Source organism: Acinetobacter sp. ANC_7654 (genome assembly GCF_056779855.1).
On record NZ_JBWYIR010000001.1, the window covers coordinates 428,979 to 451,164 of the forward strand.

18 protein-coding genes and 1 tRNA gene are annotated in these 22,186 nt (G+C 38.7%); 10 read left to right on the forward strand and 9 right to left on the reverse strand.

Annotated elements, in window-relative coordinates; translation table 11 throughout:
- Window positions 1-71 precede the first annotated feature (71 nt).
- The gene (locus AC1M86_RS02080; protein ID WP_180028125.1) at window positions 72-803 is read left to right on the forward strand and encodes a hypothetical protein; all 732 of its coding nucleotides are present in this window, start codon (window positions 72-74) and stop codon (window positions 801-803) included.
- An 8-nt stretch (window positions 804-811) separates the two neighbouring features.
- On the opposite strand, the gene AC1M86_RS02085 is transcribed toward AC1M86_RS02080, so the two are convergent.
- Window positions 812-2,575 carry an alkaline phosphatase D family protein gene (locus tag AC1M86_RS02085; protein ID WP_481595649.1) on the reverse strand — a complete coding sequence of 588 codons (1,764 nt, stop codon included), beginning with the start codon at window positions 2,573-2,575 and terminating at the stop codon, window positions 812-814.
- A gap of 217 nt (window positions 2,576-2,792) precedes the next feature.
- On the opposite strand from AC1M86_RS02085, the gene AC1M86_RS02090 reads away from it, so the two are divergent.
- Window positions 2,793-2,878 (forward strand) — tRNA-Leu (locus tag AC1M86_RS02090).
- A gap of 108 nt (window positions 2,879-2,986) precedes the next feature.
- Here AC1M86_RS02090 and AC1M86_RS02095 read toward each other — a convergent pair.
- The 4 genes from AC1M86_RS02095 to rlmE form a co-directional block, all read right to left on the reverse strand.
- Complete coding sequence (locus tag AC1M86_RS02095; RefSeq protein ID WP_035266912.1) at window positions 2,987-3,298, reverse strand: DUF5713 family protein; 312 nt, start codon at window positions 3,296-3,298, stop codon at window positions 2,987-2,989.
- A gap of 162 nt (window positions 3,299-3,460) precedes the next feature.
- A complete protein-coding gene (gene folP / locus AC1M86_RS02100; protein WP_481607129.1) occupies window positions 3,461-4,315 on the reverse strand; it encodes a dihydropteroate synthase in 855 nt (284 codons plus the stop codon).
- Window positions 4,316-4,418: 103 nt separating this feature from the next.
- Window positions 4,419-6,308, reverse strand: coding sequence for an ATP-dependent zinc metalloprotease FtsH (gene ftsH, locus AC1M86_RS02105; protein WP_035266907.1), 1,890 nt, complete (start codon window positions 6,306-6,308; stop codon window positions 4,419-4,421).
- Between the two features lie 137 nt (window positions 6,309-6,445).
- Complete coding sequence (gene rlmE / locus AC1M86_RS02110; RefSeq protein WP_035266905.1) at window positions 6,446-7,096, reverse strand: 23S rRNA (uridine(2552)-2'-O)-methyltransferase RlmE; 651 nt, start codon at window positions 7,094-7,096, stop codon at window positions 6,446-6,448.
- 196 nt (window positions 7,097-7,292) lie between these two features.
- Here rlmE and yhbY point away from each other — a divergent pair, with 196 nt between their 5' ends.
- The 5 genes from yhbY (at window position 7,293) to greA (ending at window position 13,937) form a co-directional block, all read left to right on the forward strand.
- On the forward strand, window positions 7,293-7,616 hold the full coding sequence (gene yhbY / locus AC1M86_RS02115) for a ribosome assembly RNA-binding protein YhbY (protein ID WP_035266903.1): 324 nt from the start codon (window positions 7,293-7,295) through the stop codon (window positions 7,614-7,616).
- 15 nt (window positions 7,617-7,631) lie between these two features.
- Complete coding sequence (locus AC1M86_RS02120) at window positions 7,632-8,168, forward strand: DOMON-like domain-containing protein (protein WP_092765927.1); 537 nt, start codon at window positions 7,632-7,634, stop codon at window positions 8,166-8,168.
- An 806-nt stretch (window positions 8,169-8,974) separates the two neighbouring features.
- On the forward strand, window positions 8,975-10,117 hold the full coding sequence (carA, locus tag AC1M86_RS02125) for a glutamine-hydrolyzing carbamoyl-phosphate synthase small subunit (RefSeq protein ID WP_035266900.1): 1,143 nt from the start codon (window positions 8,975-8,977) through the stop codon (window positions 10,115-10,117).
- 14 nt (window positions 10,118-10,131) lie between these two features.
- Complete coding sequence (gene carB / locus AC1M86_RS02130; protein WP_180028121.1) at window positions 10,132-13,365, forward strand: carbamoyl-phosphate synthase large subunit; 3,234 nt, start codon at window positions 10,132-10,134, stop codon at window positions 13,363-13,365.
- 95 nt (window positions 13,366-13,460) lie between these two features.
- Window positions 13,461-13,937 carry a transcription elongation factor GreA gene (greA, locus tag AC1M86_RS02135; protein ID WP_035266896.1) on the forward strand — a complete coding sequence of 159 codons (477 nt, stop codon included), beginning with the start codon at window positions 13,461-13,463 and terminating at the stop codon, window positions 13,935-13,937.
- A gap of 49 nt (window positions 13,938-13,986) precedes the next feature.
- Here greA and AC1M86_RS02140 read toward each other — a convergent pair whose 3' ends face one another.
- On the reverse strand, window positions 13,987-14,604 hold the full coding sequence (locus AC1M86_RS02140) for an FMN-binding negative transcriptional regulator (protein ID WP_481596730.1): 618 nt from the start codon (window positions 14,602-14,604) through the stop codon (window positions 13,987-13,989).
- Between the two features lie 104 nt (window positions 14,605-14,708).
- On the opposite strand from AC1M86_RS02140, the gene AC1M86_RS02145 reads away from it, so the two are divergent.
- Window positions 14,709-15,332: a CatB-related O-acetyltransferase gene (locus tag AC1M86_RS02145; RefSeq protein ID WP_481607130.1), complete on the forward strand. Its 624-nt coding sequence runs from the start codon at window positions 14,709-14,711 to the stop codon at window positions 15,330-15,332.
- Between the two features lie 7 nt (window positions 15,333-15,339).
- On the opposite strand, the gene AC1M86_RS02150 is transcribed toward AC1M86_RS02145, so the two are convergent.
- The gene (locus AC1M86_RS02150; protein ID WP_481607131.1) at window positions 15,340-16,074 is read right to left on the reverse strand and encodes a hypothetical protein; all 735 of its coding nucleotides are present in this window, start codon (window positions 16,072-16,074) and stop codon (window positions 15,340-15,342) included.
- Window positions 16,075-16,484: 410 nt separating this feature from the next.
- Here AC1M86_RS02150 and AC1M86_RS02155 point away from each other — a divergent pair, with 410 nt between their 5' ends.
- Window positions 16,485-16,925 (forward strand): universal stress protein, encoded by a 441-nt coding sequence (locus tag AC1M86_RS02155; protein WP_481588555.1) that lies wholly within the window; start codon window positions 16,485-16,487, stop codon window positions 16,923-16,925.
- Window positions 16,926-16,957: 32 nt separating this feature from the next.
- Here AC1M86_RS02155 and AC1M86_RS02160 read toward each other — a convergent pair whose 3' ends face one another.
- Window positions 16,958-17,281 (reverse strand): MGMT family protein, encoded by a 324-nt coding sequence (locus AC1M86_RS02160; protein ID WP_481607132.1) that lies wholly within the window; start codon window positions 17,279-17,281, stop codon window positions 16,958-16,960.
- Between the two features lie 105 nt (window positions 17,282-17,386).
- Here AC1M86_RS02160 and AC1M86_RS02165 point away from each other — a divergent pair, with 105 nt between their 5' ends.
- Window positions 17,387-18,349: an alpha/beta fold hydrolase gene (locus AC1M86_RS02165; protein WP_481607133.1), complete on the forward strand. Its 963-nt coding sequence runs from the start codon at window positions 17,387-17,389 to the stop codon at window positions 18,347-18,349.
- A 97-nt stretch (window positions 18,350-18,446) separates the two neighbouring features.
- Here the strand turns inward: AC1M86_RS02165 and AC1M86_RS02170 are convergent.
- Window positions 18,447-22,186: BapA/Bap/LapF family large adhesin (locus tag AC1M86_RS02170; RefSeq protein ID WP_481607134.1), on the reverse strand; the 3,740-nt coding region annotated here is incomplete at its 5' end.

Sequence of the window (22,186 nt, forward strand, 5' to 3'; positions counted from 1 at the left end):
GGTTTTTTTATGTCTGCATTTTCTTTAAACTCATCTGCTATAATCACTCATCTTCAGAATTTCATATTCAAATGAATCAAAATCAGCAAGTTGCTCAATATCTCCAAGAACTAAAACAACAATATCCTCAAGCGTTTAAAAAAAACTTCTTGCTCTATAGTCAGTTAAAGACCAAAGGGATTCTAGATGAGCGTAAAGAACTGATCCCGCTTGCACTTGCATTAATGATTTTCCTCCCTTGCTCATATTTGTTAACCCTTTTGCTTAAACAACACATTGTTTTTTTAGAAGGCTTTCAATCTGGCGGGAGTGCTGTGTTGTGTATCATGTTATTTTTTATGCTGATTACGCCAATCATCCTCAAACAGATCAAGCATAGTAGCATCTCAACTTACCAGCAACTTAAAAATACCCCATTCAAACTGACCATCCTCATTCTTTTACAAAGTTTAAATATCGCTTTTATGGAAAGTTGGTTCTTACAGGGAATTTTGTTTTATTTCGCTATGAATTTTGGTTTCGTTAAATTTTATAAAGAGAATTTATTCCGAGAAAATACTTCTAAAGAAAACTATTACTACATTCAAGAAATTCGTAGAGTGGCTTTCTGGAGTTATAAACAAAATTTTAAGCTTTACTTAAAACTAATCTTTTCATCCAAAAACTCAAAGCAGCATCAATTATTGATTGAACAAAAACAAAAAAATGCGCAACTTTATGTTCATTTGATGAACTATGAAAACAAATTGTGTATGCGCTACAAGCATACCGATATAGAAAAATATATCGATAGCATCATGTAGCGCTACGATCAACTTGCTTGCTGCATTACTTTAATTATATTCAAATTGGTATCATACATTGTTGAGTGCAATCTGAGTTGATCAACTTGATACTTCTGTGAATGAATATCTGTTAAAAACAACCAATCTGCACTCAATTGCGTAGAATCAAAGCTCAATTTTAAATAGCCTCGTTGATTCAAATTACAAAAGCTTAATTCATCAATCAATTGGATAAACACTTGTTCAAATTGTTGCATTAAGTTCTCAGGTAAATTGAGATATTTCTCCATACCTGGTGAAGAAACTGAACTTGTTGCTAATTCAATCCCCACCTTCTCACCATTTTGTTGATGTAATGCAGACTCCCACGCATTATGGGTATCTCCAGCCAACACAACAACTTTCTTCTGATACTGCTCATACAAAGCATAAACACGCTCACGCTCAGCATAATAACCATCCCAAGCGTCTAAATTATAAGGAATCACGGTTAGGATTCTTAATAATTCAGCGTCAGTTAAGCTCGGGTCACTATTTTTATAACGCAATTTAATCGCGACCAACTCCATCAGACGTTTTTGAGCTTCTATTAAAAAGTTGTCATCTACCATTCCACTTTTGGCAACATTTAATATTTGCAATACTTCAGCAGGTACCAACATTTTCGCCATCAATACTTGCTGACCCAATACATTCCATATTGCACGAGAACTCTGAAGACTATTCGCCAACCAATTTAACTGATCTATCCCTATTAGCTGTCGCTGCTCATTCAATAATGCCGCTCTAAATTGCTCAACATTTAGATTTTCACCATCCATAAATGGAGCAAAAGCCAGTTGCTCATCACGTGCCAACATACGTGTATCTAGCATATTAAGTTGAACTAAATCACCAAAATTAAACTGACGATAAATATGAAGAATATCGTTATTGCTTTTTTCGCGGATTGGCATCCACTCAAAATAAGCGGTTAGGGCTGCTGTTCTTCGTGCTACGAAATCTCCCTCTAAATCAGGTTGATGATTCTGCGCACCAGCTCTCCATGCATCATTTGTCAGCTCATGATCATCCCAAATCAGAATAAATGGATGACGTTGATGAACCGCTTGTAAATCAGGATCTGTTCGATATTTTGCATAACGTTTTCGATAATCTTCTAGACGGTAAATCTCGTTTTGATTATCCACATCGAGTGTTCTACCAAGCTTTTCGGCTTGTTCAGCTGCATACCCATCTTTGCCATATTCGTAAATATAGTCACCCAGATGCAGCACAGCATCCACGTCCTGCTTCGCAATTTCACGGTACACATAAAAATAACCAGCAGGATAATTTGAGCATGAGCATACCGCAAAGTTAACCGCATTGGACTTGGTTGCTAAGGTCTTCGTACGACCAATTGGAGAATGTATCTGCCCATATTTAAATCGGTAATAATAACGAGTATCGGCACTCAAATTAAGTACATCGACTTTCAAGCAAAAGTCTTTAGCAGCAGAAGTCTTGATTTTCCCCATCTGAACAATATTTGAAAAATTCTCATCAAGTGCAATTTCCCAATCTAATTCATATGTTGCCGCCACATCTGTAGGTGTTATTCGCGACCAAAGAATTATTCGATCCTGTAATGGATCTCCACTCGCCACTCCATGCAAAAAATCAACTTTATGCTCATTGCTGGTTTGACCATCGCCATTACATGCTGTAATCAGAACAGGCAGTGAAATCGCACCTAATCCAGCCAATGAATTTTTAATTAATGCGCGTCTTGAGATTTTATTTTTCATTTTATTTACGAATTGGCGAGTTATTTTAACTTCGAACTTAAACCGTATTTATGAAGCTAAAATTGCAATCAGATGACAATTTAATGTACAAATATCATAAACCATCGCCCCAAAATTTATATTTTTTAATCTAATAAATGCAATTTGATTGAAAAGAAAGCAAATAATACGATTTTCTCTTGCCAAGCTAAAAAGTGTCCTCTATTATTGCGCACATGCCCGAGTGGTGAAATCGGTAGACACAGGGGATTTAAAATCCCCCGCCCTCAAAGCGTGCCAGTTCGAGTCTGGCCTCGGGCACCATTCTTCTGATAGAGAATAATGGTGTAAATAAAGAACCCAGCGTAAGCTGGTTTTTTTATGCCTAGCGTTTAGCCACAACAATAACAACACAAAAAAATAGAGAGCGATTTACCACTCTCTATTTGAAACAAGTTCTTCCATTTCGATATCTAAGAATCCCTCTTCCTGAACGACCATCATCATTGCCTCAGCAATATAGTCTGCTGCTGCATCATCAAGAGAAGAATCAAGATCTTCGAACTGAGGTTTCATCTCATTAATTTCCGCCACAATATCATTAGCGATTTGATAAATCTCAGCATCGGAATTCACCTTAGATACCTTCTTTGAGAATTTTTCAATGAGTTGCTGAATTTCAGCCACGAGAATATCAGGATAATATTCATCGTCGAACATCGGGAGAAGTACATCATTCAACATATTAAAGCTCAAGTAATAGCATTAACAAAAACCGAGCTTATATAACACAAGCTAGACATTAAACCAACAATAAAAACGAGGAGTAAATCTCACTTTTAATCAAAGTATAACTAAGCTAATATTTTCATTGATGATTTTAACCGCCTTAAATCTGCCTTTAATTTAACTAACACTATTCATTGCTACCCAAATTTGAATAGCTTGCACCATTTCTTTTACATCATGTGCTCTGACCATACATGCTCCTTGCTGTATGCTTAACAGATGCCCCGTCACCGAACCCACTGCACGTTCATGGGCAGGTACACCACCTAAAGCTTCACCAATAAATCGCTTACGAGATAATGCAGAAAGCATTGGATAGCCCAACTCATTTAATTTATACAACTCTTTTAATAATTTCAGGTTTTGATGTGCATTTTTTGCAAATCCGAAACCCGGATCAATCATGATATTTTCAGGTTTAATTCCTGCATTTAATGCTGCATCTAATCGAGTTTGCAATTCTGAAATCACATCTAAAGTAATATCATCATATTGATCCAACTGGTTCATTGTGGTTGGCTCACCACGCATATGCATGATAATGACTGGAATATCTAATTCCGCAGCTGTTTCTAAAGCATGTGGCTTTGTTAATGCTCTGACATCATTCCAAATATGCGCTCCAGCTTTAACCGCCTTTTTAATCACTTCTGGTTGAGAAGTGTCGATTGAGATCACTACATTCAATTTTGACAACGCTTCAACGACCGGAACTACACGATCTACTTCATCTTGAACATCAACAGCAGATGCGCCAGGGCGAGTTGACTCACCACCTACATCAATAACACTCGCCCCTTCAGCAATCATTTGCTTTGCTCTCTCTAGTGCCGCCTCTACACTATTGTGTTTACCACCATCACTAAACGAATCTGGCGTTACATTTAACACACCCATTACATGAGGCTTTGACAAATCAAGTTCCAATGCACCACATTTAAGAATCTGATTAGGTAAAGAGATAAGTTGCATATTGATGTTCCTAGAAAATCTATTCACATGATATCAAGTAAAATTTAAACATGAGGGATAATTTCAACACAAAAAAAAGAGCCTCATAAGAGGCTCCTTCATTTTAGCTTGCTGGTAAAGGTGGAGGCGTTGAAGGACCATCTGTAGGGGTTACATCTACAATTGGATTCTCAGCCACATATACCTTAGGTGGTTGAGGTTCACGACCTTCCATAATGTCACGGATTTGATCACGATCAATCGTTTCCCACTCAAGCAAAGCTTTTACCATCGCATGGGCAATATCTTTATTATTTTCTAAGATATCACGTGCAACTTTGTACTGCTCATCTAGGATACGGCGAATTTCACGATCAACTTCAAGTTGAGTCGTTTCAGAAATAGTACGACCACCTAGACTACCCATAAATGACTGTTGAGCATCTTCTTCATAAACCATGACACCCATCTTGTCAGACATACCGTACTTAGTCACCATTGCACGCGCCATTTTTGTTGCACGTTCAAAGTCATTAGAAGCCCCAGTCGACATCTGATTAATGAAAATTTCTTCTGCAATACGACCACCAAACAGAATAGAAAGCTCATTCAACATTTTGTCTTTGTAATGACTGGTTTGATCAAACTCTGGAAGCTGCCAAGTTACACCTAATGCCCAACCACGTGGCATGATCGTGACTTTATGTACTGGGTCTGTGCCTGGAAGCATTTCAGCTACAATCGCATGACCTGCTTCATGATAAGCCGTTGCGCGACGCTCTTCTTCACGAAGAACCATTGATTTACGCTCTGGCCCCATATAAAGCTTATCTTTTGCATCTTCAAAGTCATGCATATCGACCGTATTTTTATTACGACGTGCAGCAAATAACGCAGCTTCATTGACTAAGTTTGCCAATTGCGCACCAGAGAACCCTGGAGTACCACGTGCCAATACTTTGACATCCACACCAGTCACTGAAGGTAATTTTTTCAAATGCACATTCAGGATTTGCTCACGACCTTTAATATCTGGAAGTCCAACCATCACTTGACGGTCGAAACGTCCTGGACGAAGTAAAGCTTTATCTAGCACGTCAGCACGGTTAGTCGCAGCAATAACGATGATACCTTCATTACCTTCGAAACCATCCATTTCTACCAACATCTGGTTCAAGGTTTGTTCACGCTCATCATGACCACCGCCAGTACCTGAACCACGATGACGACCCACCGCATCAATTTCATCAATGAAAATGATACACGGCGCATGGCGTTTCGCTTGCTCAAACATATCACGTACACGTGATGCACCAACACCAACGAACATTTCTACGAAGTCTGAACCTGAGATACTAAAGAATGGAACCTTAGCCTCTCCAGCAATCGCTTTCGCAAGTAAAGTTTTACCTGTACCCGGTGGACCTACCATCAGGACACCGCGAGGAATGCTCGCACCAAGACGCTTAAACTTTGTTGGATCTTTCAAGAAATCAACAATTTCAACGACTTCTTGTTTCGCTTCGTCACAACCCGCAACATCTGTGAAAGTGACTTTGATTTGGTCTTCTGAAAGCATTTTTGCTTTTGACTTACCAAAACTCATCGGGCCGTTTTTACCACCAGCACCGCCACCCATGTTGCGCATAAAGAACATGAATAACAAAATGATTAAAAGTACTGGAAAGCTTGCGATCAAAAGCTGCATCAATAAACCTTGACGTTGCGGAGCAGTGCCTTCAACAACGACATTATTTTTGATGAGATTCGGCATTAACTCAGGATCTTGAACCGCAGGACGAATACTCTCAAATGGAGAACCATTTACTTTTTCGCCACTAATTCGTTCACCGTCAATGGTAACTTGTTTAATTTGACCAGCATTAACCGCTGCAACAAATTCTGAATAGTTCAATGCAGCAGGCTTATCACGGTCACTAATGTTGCTGAAAATTAATATCAGCACACCAAGTATAACAAGCCATAAAACGGCATTCTTAAAGAGATCGCTCAAAGCTTTATTCCCATATCAATCTAATTTGATCATGCCCAAAATTGGGTGACCTTTAACAAAAAGCGAGTAAATCAATTTCGCAATAAAATATTCAAAAGGTACAAAATGCACATTTTTTAGCGACTTGGCAAGTCACTTTATTGCGATTTCTTTTTACGGCCCTGTCCAATTAAAAAAACTTCCTTCGAACGAGCACGCGAAGCAGCAGGCTTTGCAGTTTTTAATACTTCAAAACTGTCTACAACTTCCTTACGGAATTCGTCAAAACCAGTTCCTTGGAAAACTTTGACAACAAACTGTCCTTTCGGACCTAAAACTTTATTGGCAAAGTCTAATGCAAGTTCACACAAATAAATTTGTCGAGGTTGATCAACGGCCTTATTACCTGATGTATTGGGGGCCATATCTGAAATTACAACGTCTACAGTTCGTCCATTTAAAATATTTAACAATTTTTCGAAAACTTCCTCTTCTCGAAAGTCTCCTTGCAGGAACGTCACATCTGGAAGTGCATCCATTTCCAAAATATCTGATGCAATCACTAAACCTTTATCACCCACTAATTTTCCGGCGATTTGGGACCAGCTACCAGGTGCAGCACCAAGGTCCACGACAGTCATACCAGGTTTAATGATTTTGTATTTCTCTTGGATTTCAAGCAATTTATATGCAGCACGCGCACGATAACCTTCCTTTTGTGCTTTTTTCACAAACGGGTCATCTAAATGCTCTCTCATCCACGCACGACTACTTTTGGATAACTTCTGATTGGTAATGCGTGTTGCCATAACTCTTTAAATACACGTAATCATCTAACTTTTTATTGTACGTGAATTTTATCCCCCTTGCAGTATTCATCTGTATCTAATTCAAGATTATCGTTTATGTTTTTTTGATTTAAGTTGATCGATTATTTCTGAGAAACATAAGCGTTTGATCTCTTGATTTGCTATACTAAGTCGTTTTTAAAATTAGGTTATCTTTATGGCGGCTTTATCAATTCAGGAACGCAAACGTTTGCGTCAAATCGGACATGCACTTAACCCAGTGGTAATGTTAGGTGGTCAAGGTTTAACTGAAAATGTCATTGAAGAAACTCAACGTGCTTTAAATGATCATGAGTTAATTAAAGTAAAAATTGGCGGTGAAGATCGTGATGCTCGTGCAGCAGTCATTACTGAAATCGCCGAAGTCACTGGTGCAGAGGTTGTTCAAACCATTGGAAAGATTGCACTTTTATATAAGAAAGCGGCAAAACAAAATCCTAAACTTTCGAATCTTGTTCGCCACGCACATCTTTCTAATTAATTTGAGTTGCATTGAATGGCAAGTTACGAACTAAATTCTTTTGACCGTTACTTTGATATCTCCCTGGTTGGTGCAATTGAACAAGTGAGTCCATATACACTAAATGTGGGCTATTGGTTACGTGACCCAAATCAATACTTAGTCTATCCGGAAATTGTAGCTGGACATCCACGACGAGATTTTCTTTGGGAAGAAACCTGCTTTGAAATTTTCATTGGGGTGAAAGATCAGGACTTTTATCGTGAAGTCAATCTCTCCCCTTCTCAAGCTTGGCAAGCGTATCAATTTGAAGAGTATCGTTACCCTGAAGATATGCCACCTCAAGCAGCTTATGACATAGAACTGAATTCACTCAAAAAGACGCACTATGGTTTAAATGTGAGCCTTGATCTAACGGAGTTTATGTTAAAACATAAATTGAAATGGCAGGATATTTTTATTGGCTTATCCGCTGTATTAAACACATCGCAAGCTAAACATTATTATGCGATGCAGCATAGTAGTCCTGAGGCTGACTTCCATAACAAGCGCGATTGGTTGCATCAGTTTTAAAAAAAATAGTGAGATTTAATCTCACTATTTTTTTTACCCCAATATTTCAGTTCTATAGTTGTAGACTCTTCCCACCTCTTTTAGAGTTAAGTTTTATACAGCTGATCTCAACGTGTTATATCTAGTTATATTTGTAATTCCTGTTATTCATTTCTAATTTCAAAATTGTCCTTAATCACTTGAACAGCCCAATTTGCTCTTAAATATTTCTTCACAAACACCGAAGTAGCGTCAAATCTCTTTAAATTCGATCTCGGTTTAATTTTTAAAACCCAACATGCTAACTACCAATTTCATCTTTAAATAATTGAACCTACGCTTTTAACAAGCAATTCAATATTTACCTCTATTTTCCATATTTAATCAGTCCTTTCTAAAATACTTGTAAATTGACCTAATTAGTACTTTTTTCGAACTTTTAGGAAGCATTTGGAGCAACTTCAACATTTGTTCTATTTAACAAATCAGCTTTTCAGAAGCTTTGTTATTCTGTTTCAGAAACTTAGCTTATTAATTGTAAGTCTACATAAATTTTGATAAATCGTGATAAAACTTAACTTTTGAATTATTAAACAATTCTTACATTCTTAGACTTTTGTCCAAAGTTTAAAAAGCAGACTTTTAAACAAATTACAAGGTATATATCTGACGAATTCAGGTTTATTTACGTGGACTTTATCAAGGTGTTTGCGTATAATGCCGTGTTAAGTTCAAGCGAGCAGATGTAAGGAGGGTGGGTTTTAAAGTAGCCTTCCTTTTTTTTCGTCTACTCGCTTTTTTACAGCCTAAATTTCAGGAGCTTTGGTTTGAGCACCCCAGCAATTTTAGCCCTTGCCGATGGTACGATCTTTAAAGGAACGTCAATCGGTGCATCGGGTAGTACGACTGGTGAAGTCGTTTTCAACACTGCCATGACTGGCTATCAAGAAATTTTGACTGACCCAAGTTATGCACAACAGCTTGTTACGCTTACCTATCCACACATTGGTAACACAGGTTGTAATGATGAAGACGCTGAGTCAGGTCGAATTCATAAAGTATGGGCAAACGGATTGATCATTCGTGACCTACCTTTATTGCACAGCAACTTCCGATCTACGCAATCTTTAGGCGAATACTTAAAATCTCACAATGTTGTCGCTATCGCTGACATTGATACACGTAAACTGACACGTATTTTACGTGCTAAAGGTGCACAAAACGGTTGTATCTTAGCTGGTGAAAATATTACAGAAGAAGAAGCTTTAGAAAAAGCTCGTGCATTCGGCGGTCTGAATGGTTTAGACCTTGCGAAAGAATGCTGTGATCCAAACGGTTTCGAATGGACTGAAGGTTCTTGGAAATTAGGTCAAGGTTTCTCCCAACCAGAAGCAAAATTTCATGTTGTCGCATATGATTACGGTGTCAAAACCAACATCTTACGTATGCTCGCAGACCGCGGTTGTAAATTAACTGTTGTACCTGCACAAACTCCTGCTGAAAAAGTTCTTGCTCTAAATCCAGATGGCGTATTCTTATCGAATGGTCCTGGCGATCCTGCAGCATGTGACTATGCAATTGAAGCTGTAAAAACAATTGTTGAAGATGCTCGTAACGTACCTGTATTCGGTATTTGCTTGGGTCACCAAATTCTTGCTCTCGCTTCTGGCGCTAAAACGGTGAAAATGCCTCATGGTCACCATGGTGCGAACCATCCTGTACAAAACATCGAAGATGGTACAGTGATGATTACTTCTCAAAACCATGGCTTCGCAGTGGATGCAGAAACATTACCTGCAAACCTTAAAGCGACGCACAAATCATTGTTCGATCAAACTCTTCAAGGGATTCATCGTACAGATAAGCCTGCGTTTAGTTTCCAAGGTCACCCAGAAGCAAGCCCAGGTCCACATGACTGCGCACCATTGTTCGATCATTTCATCGAACTTATTGAAGCATCTAAGAAGTAATTGAGGAGCAAATAATGCCAAAGCGTACGGATATTAAAAGCATCTTAATTATTGGTGCTGGTCCAATTGTTATCGGTCAGGCGTGTGAGTTTGACTACTCAGGTGCACAAGCATGTAAAGCATTACGTGAAGAAGGTTACCGTGTAATTCTGGTAAACTCTAACCCTGCAACGATCATGACTGACCCTGCAATGGCAGATGCAACGTATATCGAGCCAATCACTTGGCAAACTGTTGCAGCGATCATTGAGAAAGAACGCCCAGACGCAGTTCTTCCAACAATGGGTGGTCAGACTGCATTGAACTGTGCCCTTGCCCTTGATGAGCATGGCATTTTAGAAAAATTCAATGTTGAATTGATTGGTGCAACGAAAGAAGCGATCGAAAAAGCGGAAGACCGTAAACTTTTCGACCAAGCAATGCGTAAAATTGGTCTTGAATGTCCAAAAGCAGCAATCGCTGAATCAATGGAAGAAGCTTTAGAAATTCAAGCACGTTTCGGCTTCCCAGTGATTATCCGTCCATCATTCACCATGGGTGGTTCAGGCGGTGGTATCGCATACAACAAAGAAGAATTCCTTGAAATCTGTGAACGCGGTTTCGATCTTTCTCCAACCAAACAATTATTGATCGATGAATCTTTAATTGGTTGGAAAGAATATGAGATGGAAGTTGTTCGTGACAAAAACGACAACTGTATCATCGTCTGTTCGATTGAAAACTTTGACCCAATGGGCGTACACACAGGTGACTCAATCACTGTTGCACCTGCACAAACATTAACAGATAAAGAATATCAGTTAATGCGTAATGCATCTTTAGCAGTGTTACGTGAGATTGGTGTAGAAACAGGTGGTTCTAACGTACAGTTTGGTATTTGTCCAAATACTGGCCGTATGGTTGTGATCGAGATGAACCCACGTGTATCTCGTTCTTCTGCATTGGCTTCAAAAGCAACTGGTTTCCCTATTGCGAAAATCGCTGCGAAATTAGCGGTTGGTTATACCCTTGATGAGCTTAAAAACGACATCACTGGCGGTACAACTCCAGCATCTTTCGAACCTGCGATTGACTACGTTGTAACTAAAGTTCCACGTTTCAACTTTGAGAAATTCCCACAAGCTGACGCAACTTTAACCACACAGATGAAATCTGTTGGTGAAGTGATGGCGATTGGTCGTAACTTCCAAGAGTCTATGAACAAAGCACTTCGTGGCCTTGAAGTGGGTGCAACTGGCTTTGATGAAAAAATCGAAGTGGGTGCTGAAGGCGCGCGTGAGAAAATCTTACAAGAACTTCGTGTTCCGGGTCCTGAGCGTATTTGGTATGTTGCTGATGCTTTCCGTCACGGCTTTACATTAGAAGATGTATTCCAAGCGACTAAGATCGACAAATGGTTCTTGATCCAAATCGAAGACATCATCAAAACAGAAAACCAAATCAAAACTTTAGGTTTTGGCGATCTAAATGCGGACAACATCCGTTCATTTAAACGTAAAGGTTTATCTGACCTTCGCATTGCGAACTTGATGGGTATTTCACAAAAACAATTCCGTAAACATCGTTGGAACTTGGGCGTAACCCCAGTTTACAAACGTGTAGATACTTGTGCTGCTGAGTTTGAATCAGACACAGCGTATATGTATTCAACTTACGATGACGAATGTGAATCAAACCCGTCTAGCAAAGACAAGATCATGGTGATCGGTGGTGGTCCTAACCGTATTGGTCAAGGTATCGAATTCGATTACTGCTGTGTACACGCGGCGCTTGCAATGCGTGAAGACGGTTATGAAACAATCATGGTGAACTGTAACCCTGAAACGGTTTCTACTGACTATGACACATCTGATCGCCTGTACTTCGAACCAATTACACTCGAAGATGTGTTAGAAATCGTACGTATTGAGAAGCCAAAAGGCATCATCGTACAGTACGGTGGTCAAACACCACTTAAATTGGCTCGTGCTTTAGAAGAAGCTGGTGCACCAATTATTGGTACATCTCCTGATGCGATTGACCGTGCAGAAGACCGTGAACGTTTCCAACAAATGATTCAACGTCTGCAACTTCGTCAACCAAACAACAGCATTGTAAAATCTGCTGAAGAAGGTATGGCTGAAGCAGCGAAAGTTGGCTATCCACTTGTAGTACGTCCATCATATGTACTTGGTGGTCGCGCGATGGAAATCGTATACAACGATGAAGAGTTACGTCGCTATTTACGTGATGCTGTTCAAGCTTCTAACGATGCCCCTGTTCTTCTTGACCGCTTCCTAGACGACGCGATCGAAGTTGACGTAGACTGCGTATCTGACGGTAAAGACGTGGTGATCGGCGGTATCATGCAGCACATCGAACAAGCAGGTATCCACTCAGGTGACTCTGCATGTTCGATCCCTCCTTACTCTCTTTCTAAAGAGATTCAGGACGAAATGCGCCGTCAAACTATCGCGATGGCGAAAGAGCTTGGTGTTGTTGGTTTAATGAACGTACAGTTTGCTGTTAAAGGCGAAGACGTTTACATCTTAGAAGTGAACCCACGTGCATCACGTACAGTTCCATTTGTATCTAAGTGTATCGGTGAGTCTTTAGCGAAAGTCGCTGCACGTTGTATGGCGGGTCAATCTTTAGAATCTCAAGGATTCACTACAGAGATTATCCCTGAGCACTTCTCTGTTAAAGAAGCAGTGTTCCCATTCAACAAGTTCCCTGGTGTTGATCCAATCCTTGGGCCTGAGATGAAATCTACAGGTGAAGTAATGGGTGTTGGTAAAACATTTGGTGAAGCGTTCTATAAAGCTGTATTAGGTGCAAATGAGCGTTTACCAGGTCTTCCAACGGAAGGTGAAGTTAAACATGCGTTCATCTCTGTACGTGATTCTGATAAACCACGTGCAGCTGGTATTGCAAAACAACTTGCTGACTTTGGCTTCAAAATACTTGCTACTGGTGGCACTTACGATGTCATCAAAGCGGCTGGTATTGAATGTGAACGTGTAAATAAAGTGACTGAAGGTCGTCCAAATATTGTGGACCGCTTGAAAAATGGCGAAATACACCTCATTATCAATACAACAGAAGGTAAACAAGCTCAGCAGGATTCGTTCTCAATCCGCCGTTCTGCACTTCAAGGTAAGGTCTATCATACGACTACCCTTAATGGTGCAGATGCAGTTTGCCAAGCTTTAGCAATCAAATTGCCAATGGATGTATATCGTTTGCAAGACTTACAAACAGTAGGTTAATACACTACCAAGAAGTCCCGCCACCTCTTGGTGGCGGGCTTTTTTTCATTTATAGACTTAGTATTTTTTCATACTTACTTTTTTGAGGGACAACTATGCAACGTTATCCTATGACACCTCAAGGCAAAGAAGCGCTTGAGAAAGAATTACACCAACTTAAAACTGTAGATCGTCCTCGTATTACAGCAGCGATTGCTGAAGCGCGTGAACACGGAGATCTTAAAGAAAACGCGGAATACCACGCTGCACGTGAGCAACAAGGTTTCTGTGAAGGCCGTATCCAAGATATCGAAGGAAAATTGGGTGCTGCACAAGTGATTGACGTTAAAGAACTTGAGCAAAATGGACGCGTTGTTTTTGGCGTGACTGTCACAATTGAAAATTTGGATACTGAAGAACGTAAAACGTATCAAATTGTTGGTGACGACGAAGCAGATTTTAAAATTAACAAAATATCTGTGAATTCCCCTATCGCGCGTGGTCTTTTGGGTAAAAATGAAGGCGATGAAGTTAAAATTACGACACCTCAAGGTGAAGTTGAATACGAAATTGTGAGCGTAGAATATCTTTAATTCTTGATATTTTAGGCTATAAACCCCTCTGATGAGGGGTTTTTTATTTTCATTTTAATTGATTCATTGTTTTTGCTAGATGCACTTTTCCAGCTTCATGAAGCTTCGTAATAACATTACGAAAATCTTTTTCCTCTCTATTTTGACTTAGTTTTGATTTAGCAATGATTCTTTCAATTTTAATTTCAAATACAACAAAATGGTTGAGCATTTCCATCAAGAAATCTTTTGGTGCATCTGCCATTTTCCAAGCATTTTTACCATTCGTGATACGTTCATGTTGTTGGGTGAGTTGACCTAATACTGCAAGTTTAGTTTTCTGATCATGATAAAACTGAATTTCACCATTAATGTGTACGACTTGATAATTCCAAGTAGGTACTTTTTTGTGATCTTCAAATTTTGAAGGATAATAATTCGGTGAAATATAAGCATCCTCTGCTTTAAAGATGCATAGTATTTGATTATTCAAAATCGAATGATTGAATAGTGTATTCTGCAATGAAACATGTCCTCTCAATGTTTGTTCATCTACTAATATGAGCGGGATATGTTCAGCAATTAACCCTGTTTGGGTCTGTGCGACCAAAGATGCAAGAGGATACTCCTTTATTATTCTATATATTTCTTCAGGTCTATCTTCTCTAAATTCTGTTTCAACAAACATAGCTTTTCCATTCTTCTAATGCTCAATGAATATAAAAGTTTTTATTCAGGATGTAAGTTTTAATTGGTATATAATGCCCTAAAATATTCTCCTTTTATTTCACCATGTCTGAAAAGCTGATCAACTCCCCTGTCAATCACTGGTGCGAATTCGAATTTATCTCTAAAACAGTCAAAAATCCGAATATTCATATTAAAGGCAATTACAGTTATTACTCAGCCTATTGGGATCAAGGTTTTGAGCGTTGTGTAGTGCGTTATCTACATGACAAACCTTCGACACCAGAAAAACCCATCGATCAGCTTTATATTGGCAATTTTGTCTGTTTTGGCGCTGAGTGTGTCATCATGATGGGTGGAAATCAGTTACACCGTACCGACTGGATTTCTGCATTTCCTTTTGATACGCGTAGTTTTGTGCCTGCTGGCGACACGGTCATTGGTGATGGTTGTTGGATTGGTAGTCGTGCCATGATTATGCAAGGGGTAAAACTTGGTGAAGGCGCAGTGGTGGCAACTGGTGCTGTCGTCACCAAAGAAGTGCCACCTTATGCAGTGGTGGGTGGCGTACCTGCGAAAATTATTAAATACCGCTTCCCAGAAGAAGATATAGAAAAACTGCTTTCCCTTAAACTTTATGATATGGATGAAAAGCAGTTTTTAAAAATGCGTGAGCAATTGCAGACGGATGATGTTGAATTATTGATAAAGTTCATAAATAAAGTTTAAAAATGATTCATTCAATAACATGGACCTCTGTCAATATCTTTGAGTCTACATCCTTACGGAAAGAAATTTTATATTTTTCACTAAAATTTCTTGAATATATATTTTCATAGGTCAGAAGTATGTTTCTAATACACACTGCACCTTGATCAAATAATTCCTCTTCTGCCTCACTCAATGCATCAGTAATATGAATATATTTTTTTTCACAGTAAGGTTTAATTATTGGAGCATAGTCAACATCTTTCTCTAAATCAGGAAATAATGTTAAATTTTTGGTAGGGTTATCTGTAGCATTAATAACTCTAAAATCTAAGCAGTGTTTATATGATTGTGCTTCAACAGTAAAAGTTATTGTAAGAATTGGCTTTACTGAATGATGTTTATCCTCAATCTCAAGACGCTGATATTCTGCTAGTAATTTTTGTTGTTCTACTGTTTCCTTCATTTCTTTTATTTGTAAGTTTAAGGCTTCACTAGTTTTTTGCAATTCAATCGCTTGTAATTTTAATGCTTCAGAATTCTGTTCAAGTCCTTTACCTTGTTGATAAAATCCTCTAACTAACCAAAAGAATGCGAGTGGTGCAAAAGCACCTGCGATAAAGTCACCAAACTCATTTAAATCTGTAGGTAAAATTCCATTATGAATTTTAAAATAAATAAAAATTAGCCAACCAATAGTCACAGCCCATGAAAGACAACTTCCAATATTTACTTTAATCCATTCAAAAAACTTCTTATTCATTAAATATAGAATTCAGTAGCTTATTTAAAAAAATCTTATCATTATTATTCTTAAAGACATAAAAAAACTCTCAATCGGAGTTGGTTTTTTTAGAATATCGAGTCTAAATTAAGACTAATACTTTTTTTAATTCTAAACATCAACTCCATACTCTATAGAGATGTTACGCCCCCTTAATTACATCTCTACCCATCACAATATTTTCAAATTTTTTGATTTATGAATCAGTTGATCAAATTTTTTCTCATAAGTCGTTACTATCTTATATCTCGAAAATTTTAAGATATTAAATCAAAAACAATAACTTAATACACAAAACCATAGTTTTACACTTGGTTTTATTTTGAACAATTAAGGTCTATGATGAACTTATACACTTTTAATTAAAACGGTTAAAAAAGGAAAACAACATGAGTTATCAAAATATCCTCGTTCCAGTGGATGGTTCAGAAGTAGCACTCAACGTCGTTCAGCATGCTGTTGAATTGGCTAAAGCATTTAATAGCAAAATTACTGTAGTTCAAGTGATGACACTCGATCCCTATATCGCAGCCGAATATCTCTCAGATGGGCAGTCAAATCTTTTAATTGAACGAGCACGAAAATTTATTGAAGATAACCTAGCTCAAGCTAAGGCAAAGTTTAATGAATATGGAGTAGACGTAGAGACAAAAATACTCGAAGGAGAAAGTATTCACCGTACCATAATGAAGTCAATTGATGAGCTTAATATTGATCTGATTGTTATCAGCTCGCACGGTCGCTCAGGATTCAAGAAATTAATTATGGGCAGTGTCGCACAAAGCCTCATCACTGAAGTCAATGTACCTGTTTTTGTCGTAAAGCAATAATAACTGATAGCTCCGTATATCGTCATACGGAGCTACTCGAACCATCCAAAAACCTTGAAATCTATTTTGCCATTGTTAAACACAACCCCCTCTTCAAGCAATCTAGCTTGCTGGCAATTAAAACCTTGATCATCCAAACGCTGATGACTAATTTTACCTTGTGCATTAATGACACGATGCCAAGGCAAGTCGCTACTCACATCTAATTGATTCAAAACACGACCAACCAAACGGGCATGTTTAGGCAGTCCTGACATCGCAGCAATTTGACCATAACTGGCTACTTTCCCATAAGGAATTTGTGATACTGTGGCCAAGATCAACTGTGCCATTTCCGCTGATACTGATCGATTCATCAATAATTGACCTATAGTTTATCGGATGATTGATTTGAGCAAATGCATTTCATAACAGACTCACTTAATCTAAATTTGCACAATAACAATACACAGAGAAATACAATGAAAAGGATATTTTCACACTTACTTGCTGCTTCAATTGCAGTCGGTACAATCTCTATTACATCGACGACTCAAGCCGCGCCAAGCAGTATAAATATACAAAATATTTTACAACAAGAACGTGCTTGGGCTGGACTGAATACCAAGCGCATTAAAGTCTCCGACATCGATTGGGCTTACAGTGAAGGTGGAACCAAAGGCAAACCAGTACTTATGCTTGTGCATGGTCTTGCAGGCAGTCGGGATAATTGGAACCGAGTCGCTCGCTATCTGACACCACATTATCACGTCATTATCCCTGATTTACCTGGACAAGGTGATAGTAAAGTAGCTGCAGATTTTGATTATTCAATTCCTAATCTGACAGAAAAATTACGTCGCTTTGCAGAAGCCATTCATGTTGATCAAAATCTAAATGTTGCCGGTCACTCCATGGGCGGAGCTGTAGCATTACTTTATGCTGCGCAGTATCCAATCGATACTAAATCATTACTACTCATTAACAGTGCAGGTGTATTTAAATCTGCCAATACCCCTTACTTAAAAGACCCAAATTTACTCAAAAATTTTATCGTTTCTAAACCTGGAGATTTTGATCGGTTATTTAAAATTGCTACGCAGCAACCTCCATTTATACCGAACGAACTGAAAGTCGAACAAGAAAAGCTCATGATATCCAATGTTACAAATAACACGAAACTCGTTGAGCAACTTATTCTCATGTCCAAATCATTTACACCTGAAACATTTGCGCTAGCGGCTCGTTCAATCGATCAACCAACACTCATCATTTGGGGAGATCGTGATCAAATTATTAATGTAGAAGCTGCAGCTGAACTGAAAGGATTACTGAAAAATGCTCAAGGGCCTATCATCTTAAAAGGTGTAGGTCATACACCAATATTGGAACAAGAACAAATCCTCGTACAACATTATTTAAATTTTCTTAATCTACTCAAATAAGTTATAGACAATGAATGGGACATTTTAAATGTCCCATTTTTTTTAATTCAAGAATAAAAAAAGAGGAACCGAAGTTCCTCTTTTTTACATTAGTCTATTAGAACAACAAGTGATTTTTGTTCAACAAGTCTTGAAGTGAAACATCAGTATTGTTGAAAGTAATTAAGTCAACCTTGTTATAAGTTGTACCTGCGCCATCACGATCAATACTTAACTTCGTATTGTTTCCGTCTTTCTCGACAAAAATGAATTTATCAATGTTTTGAGCAGTTGCACTATCAGATAACAACTCAGAAACATCAATCTTCACATTGCTGCCTAATTGGAAGTCATTGATTGTGTCAACACCGTTACCACCGTTATGGCTGTTGTCATTTAACACATTGAAGATCAACTTATCCAAACCTTTAGCAGAAACTGTTTCATTCAAGTAAGTAGAGTTGAACTTACCAGCTGTTTCATTCGCCAATGCATCAGCATCATTCGCGTTTGCTTCTGGTGTGAATTTGCTCCAAGCCAATGGTGTACCTGATTTAGAATCAATTTGAAGTACTAATTGCGCTGTATCAGACTTACCAGTTACAGGATCAGTAATCGTGTATTTAAATACATCCGTTTTACCAATCGCATTAAGGTTTGCATTTGGTTTGTAAGCGTATGTACCGTTTGCATCGATTGTTAATGTACCAAACTCACCTTTGATTGTTGTTGCACCATTAATCGCAACACCATTTACAGCTTTCACAAGAGCACCAGCAACTACAAGATCTTTACCATGTACAGGATCAAGATCAGTAATCACATTACCCTTCGCTTCAGTGATTGACTTCACTACAGGCGTTGTACTTGTATTAGTTTCTTTAATTACTAAATTAGTCTGTACATAACCTGGTAAAGAAGCAAGGTTACCATTACTCATTTCTATGCAATATTTACCTGCAGGTAAATCTTCTAAATTGATATGAGCAACTTCTCCAAATAAGCCGATGAAATCAAATAATCCTGCAGATTTATTATTGGCAATTGGTACCCACTTACCAGAACTATTTTGCTGGTAAAGAACAATTGATACTGAGTCTAATAATGTTCCCCATGATGCTGATTTTACTTGAAGCTGCACATCTGCAGTTTTGTTTGCACCAATTGTAAACTCTGTAGCACCACTTGTTTTACCAATCGCAAAACCGGCGAAGCCAATCAACCAATTATAAGAAATTGCATCTTTAATGAATTTCTCTGTAACAGGATACTCGTATTCAATACCAGCTTTAGCAACATTATCAATGGCATCCAACGGAATGTTTGGAGCAGTCACTTGACGTGGTGCAGATTCACCCGCTACATCCGAAGCGGTCACATATACATTTTGTCCATCGTTTAAACTTGGTATCAACTTAATTGAGTAGTTTCCATTGCTATCCGCAGTGGTTGTACCAATCACGTTGTTGTTTGCATCTTTTACTTTAACAGTTGATAAAGCTTGTGCAGTACCTGTTACTAATGAACCATCTGCATTAAATGTTGCCGTTGGCGCATCTGGAGGAGTCACATCCAAATCGAAGCCGATGCTTGATGAAGGACCGACATTTCCAGCTTCATCAATCGCTTTAGCTTCAACGATAATTGTACCTTCTGGTAAATTATTGTTGATTGGATATGTCCAATTACCATTTTGATCAGCAGGAACAAGTGCAGAATCAATAATTCGACCTGTAGAGTCCTTAATCACTAATTCGACAGTAGTATTCGCTTCAGCTTTACCTGTTAATACTGGTTTCAAGTCACTTGGATCTGTAATTGGATTAATAATCACAGCATCAGGAGCTTGAGTATCAACTGTTAATTGCTGAGTTTCAGTTTTTTTGTTCTTAGCTAAATCAGTAGATGTTACTTCAACTGTGTAATTTCCATCCGCTAAATCTCTTGGCGGTGTAAATGTCCAATTGCCTGAGCTATCTACAGAAGCTGGTGCATCTACAACAGTATTTCCATTCTTATCTTTAATCACGACTTGAACTTTAGAATATTGTTCAGTTGAACCAGAAATTGCTGGAGTAGTATCGTTTGTAGGATATAACTCTTCAACTGACAAATCAGGTGAAAGTGTATCTACACCAAATTTTAAAGAAACTGTACGGCTAGTATTACCAGCAGCATCACGTGCAGTGGCTACAAGTGTATATATACCATCTGCTAAAGGTTCTGCTGGTTTATAACTCCAACGGCCTGCAGACAACACTGCTAAACCACTAGATACCACAGCACCGTTAGCATCTTTAATCTCTACAGCAACCTCTTTAGGATTATTTACTGTATTACCACTAATCGTACGTTGTGGATCATTAGTATAATTAATACTTGGATCAACCGCCGTTACTTGAGATGCTGTTACTACTGGTTCAGCAATAAATAATGAGCGTGCAGCGAAAGCAGAGAATGCAGCAATTTGAGGCTCAGCAGCTAATGATACTGCCTGTACAGATGCAGCTTCACTCACATCCCATGCAGCTTCTTCATCATCCCAAGGATCGATATCTAACCAAGGATCATTATCATCTTCCCACGGATCAATATCGATATCTGGTGGTGTCAAGTCGATTACAAAATCTTGTTCAGTTGGATTACCTACGTTTCCAGCTTCATCTTTAGGAGTAGCTTCGATTTTGTAGTCACCTTCTTCCAACTCAGCTTCTGGTTTATACGACCATTTACCATCTTCTCCAACTTCAACAGTGGCCTTCTCTTCGAAGCCATCTGGACCGGTGATCACGATATCCACTAGCGAACCTTTCTCACCTGTTCCTGTAATTTCAGGTTGAGGATCATTCGATTCGAAATCATCACCACCAATTGGATCAATAGTAATGTCAGAAGGAGGTGTTGTATCAACTTCTAACTGTTCTTTAGAAGTATCACCTTTGTTACCCGCTTTATCAGTCGGAGTTACTTCAATATCGTAATGACCTTCTGGTAATTCTTCAGTCGGTGTATACGTCCAGTTACCTTCTGGATCAACTTCTGCTTTACCTTCAGAGACAATTTCACCGTCTTTGTCTTTGATCACAACATCAACTATCGCTCCTGGTTCTGTTTTACCAGTAATTTCAGGAGTGGTATCGTTTGTTGGCTTAAGCTCATCGATGGTTAATTCAGGCGCTACTGTGTCAACCTCGAAGCTTTCTGGCTGAGATTCACCTGTGTTACCTGCTTGATCTGTTGCTTTTGCAACTACGTCATATTCGCCATCTGCCAATTCAACTGATGGTGTGTATGTCCATGTGTCACCTGTAACTGTCGCTGGACCTTCTGCAACAACTTGACCGTCTTTGTCTTTAACAACGACATTTACTGTTGTTCCTGGTTCAGTTGTACCTGTGATTTCTGGTGTTGTATCGTTTGTATCCGCAATTGGATCAATCGTTACATCGGTATCAGATGGTGCAGTTGTATCTACAGTTAATTTGCCATCCGCAGTTTCAGTAGCAGTATTACCCACCGCATCTTTCGCTTCAGCTTTAACTGTATATTCACCTTCTGGTAATTCTTCAGTCGGTGTGAACGACCAGTTACCTTCTGGATCTACAGTCGCATCACCTGTTGCTACAGGGTTGCCATCTTTGTCTAAGATTTCAACTTTTACTGTTGCACCTGGCTCAGTCTTACCTGAGATTGTTGGTGTAGTATCGTTTGTTGGCTTAAGCTCATCGATGGTTAATTCAGGCGCTACTGTGTCAACCTCGAAGCTCTCTGGCTGAGATTCACCTGTGTTACCTGCTTGATCTGTTGCTTTTGCAACTACGTCATATTCGCCATCTGCCAATTCAACTGATGGTGTGT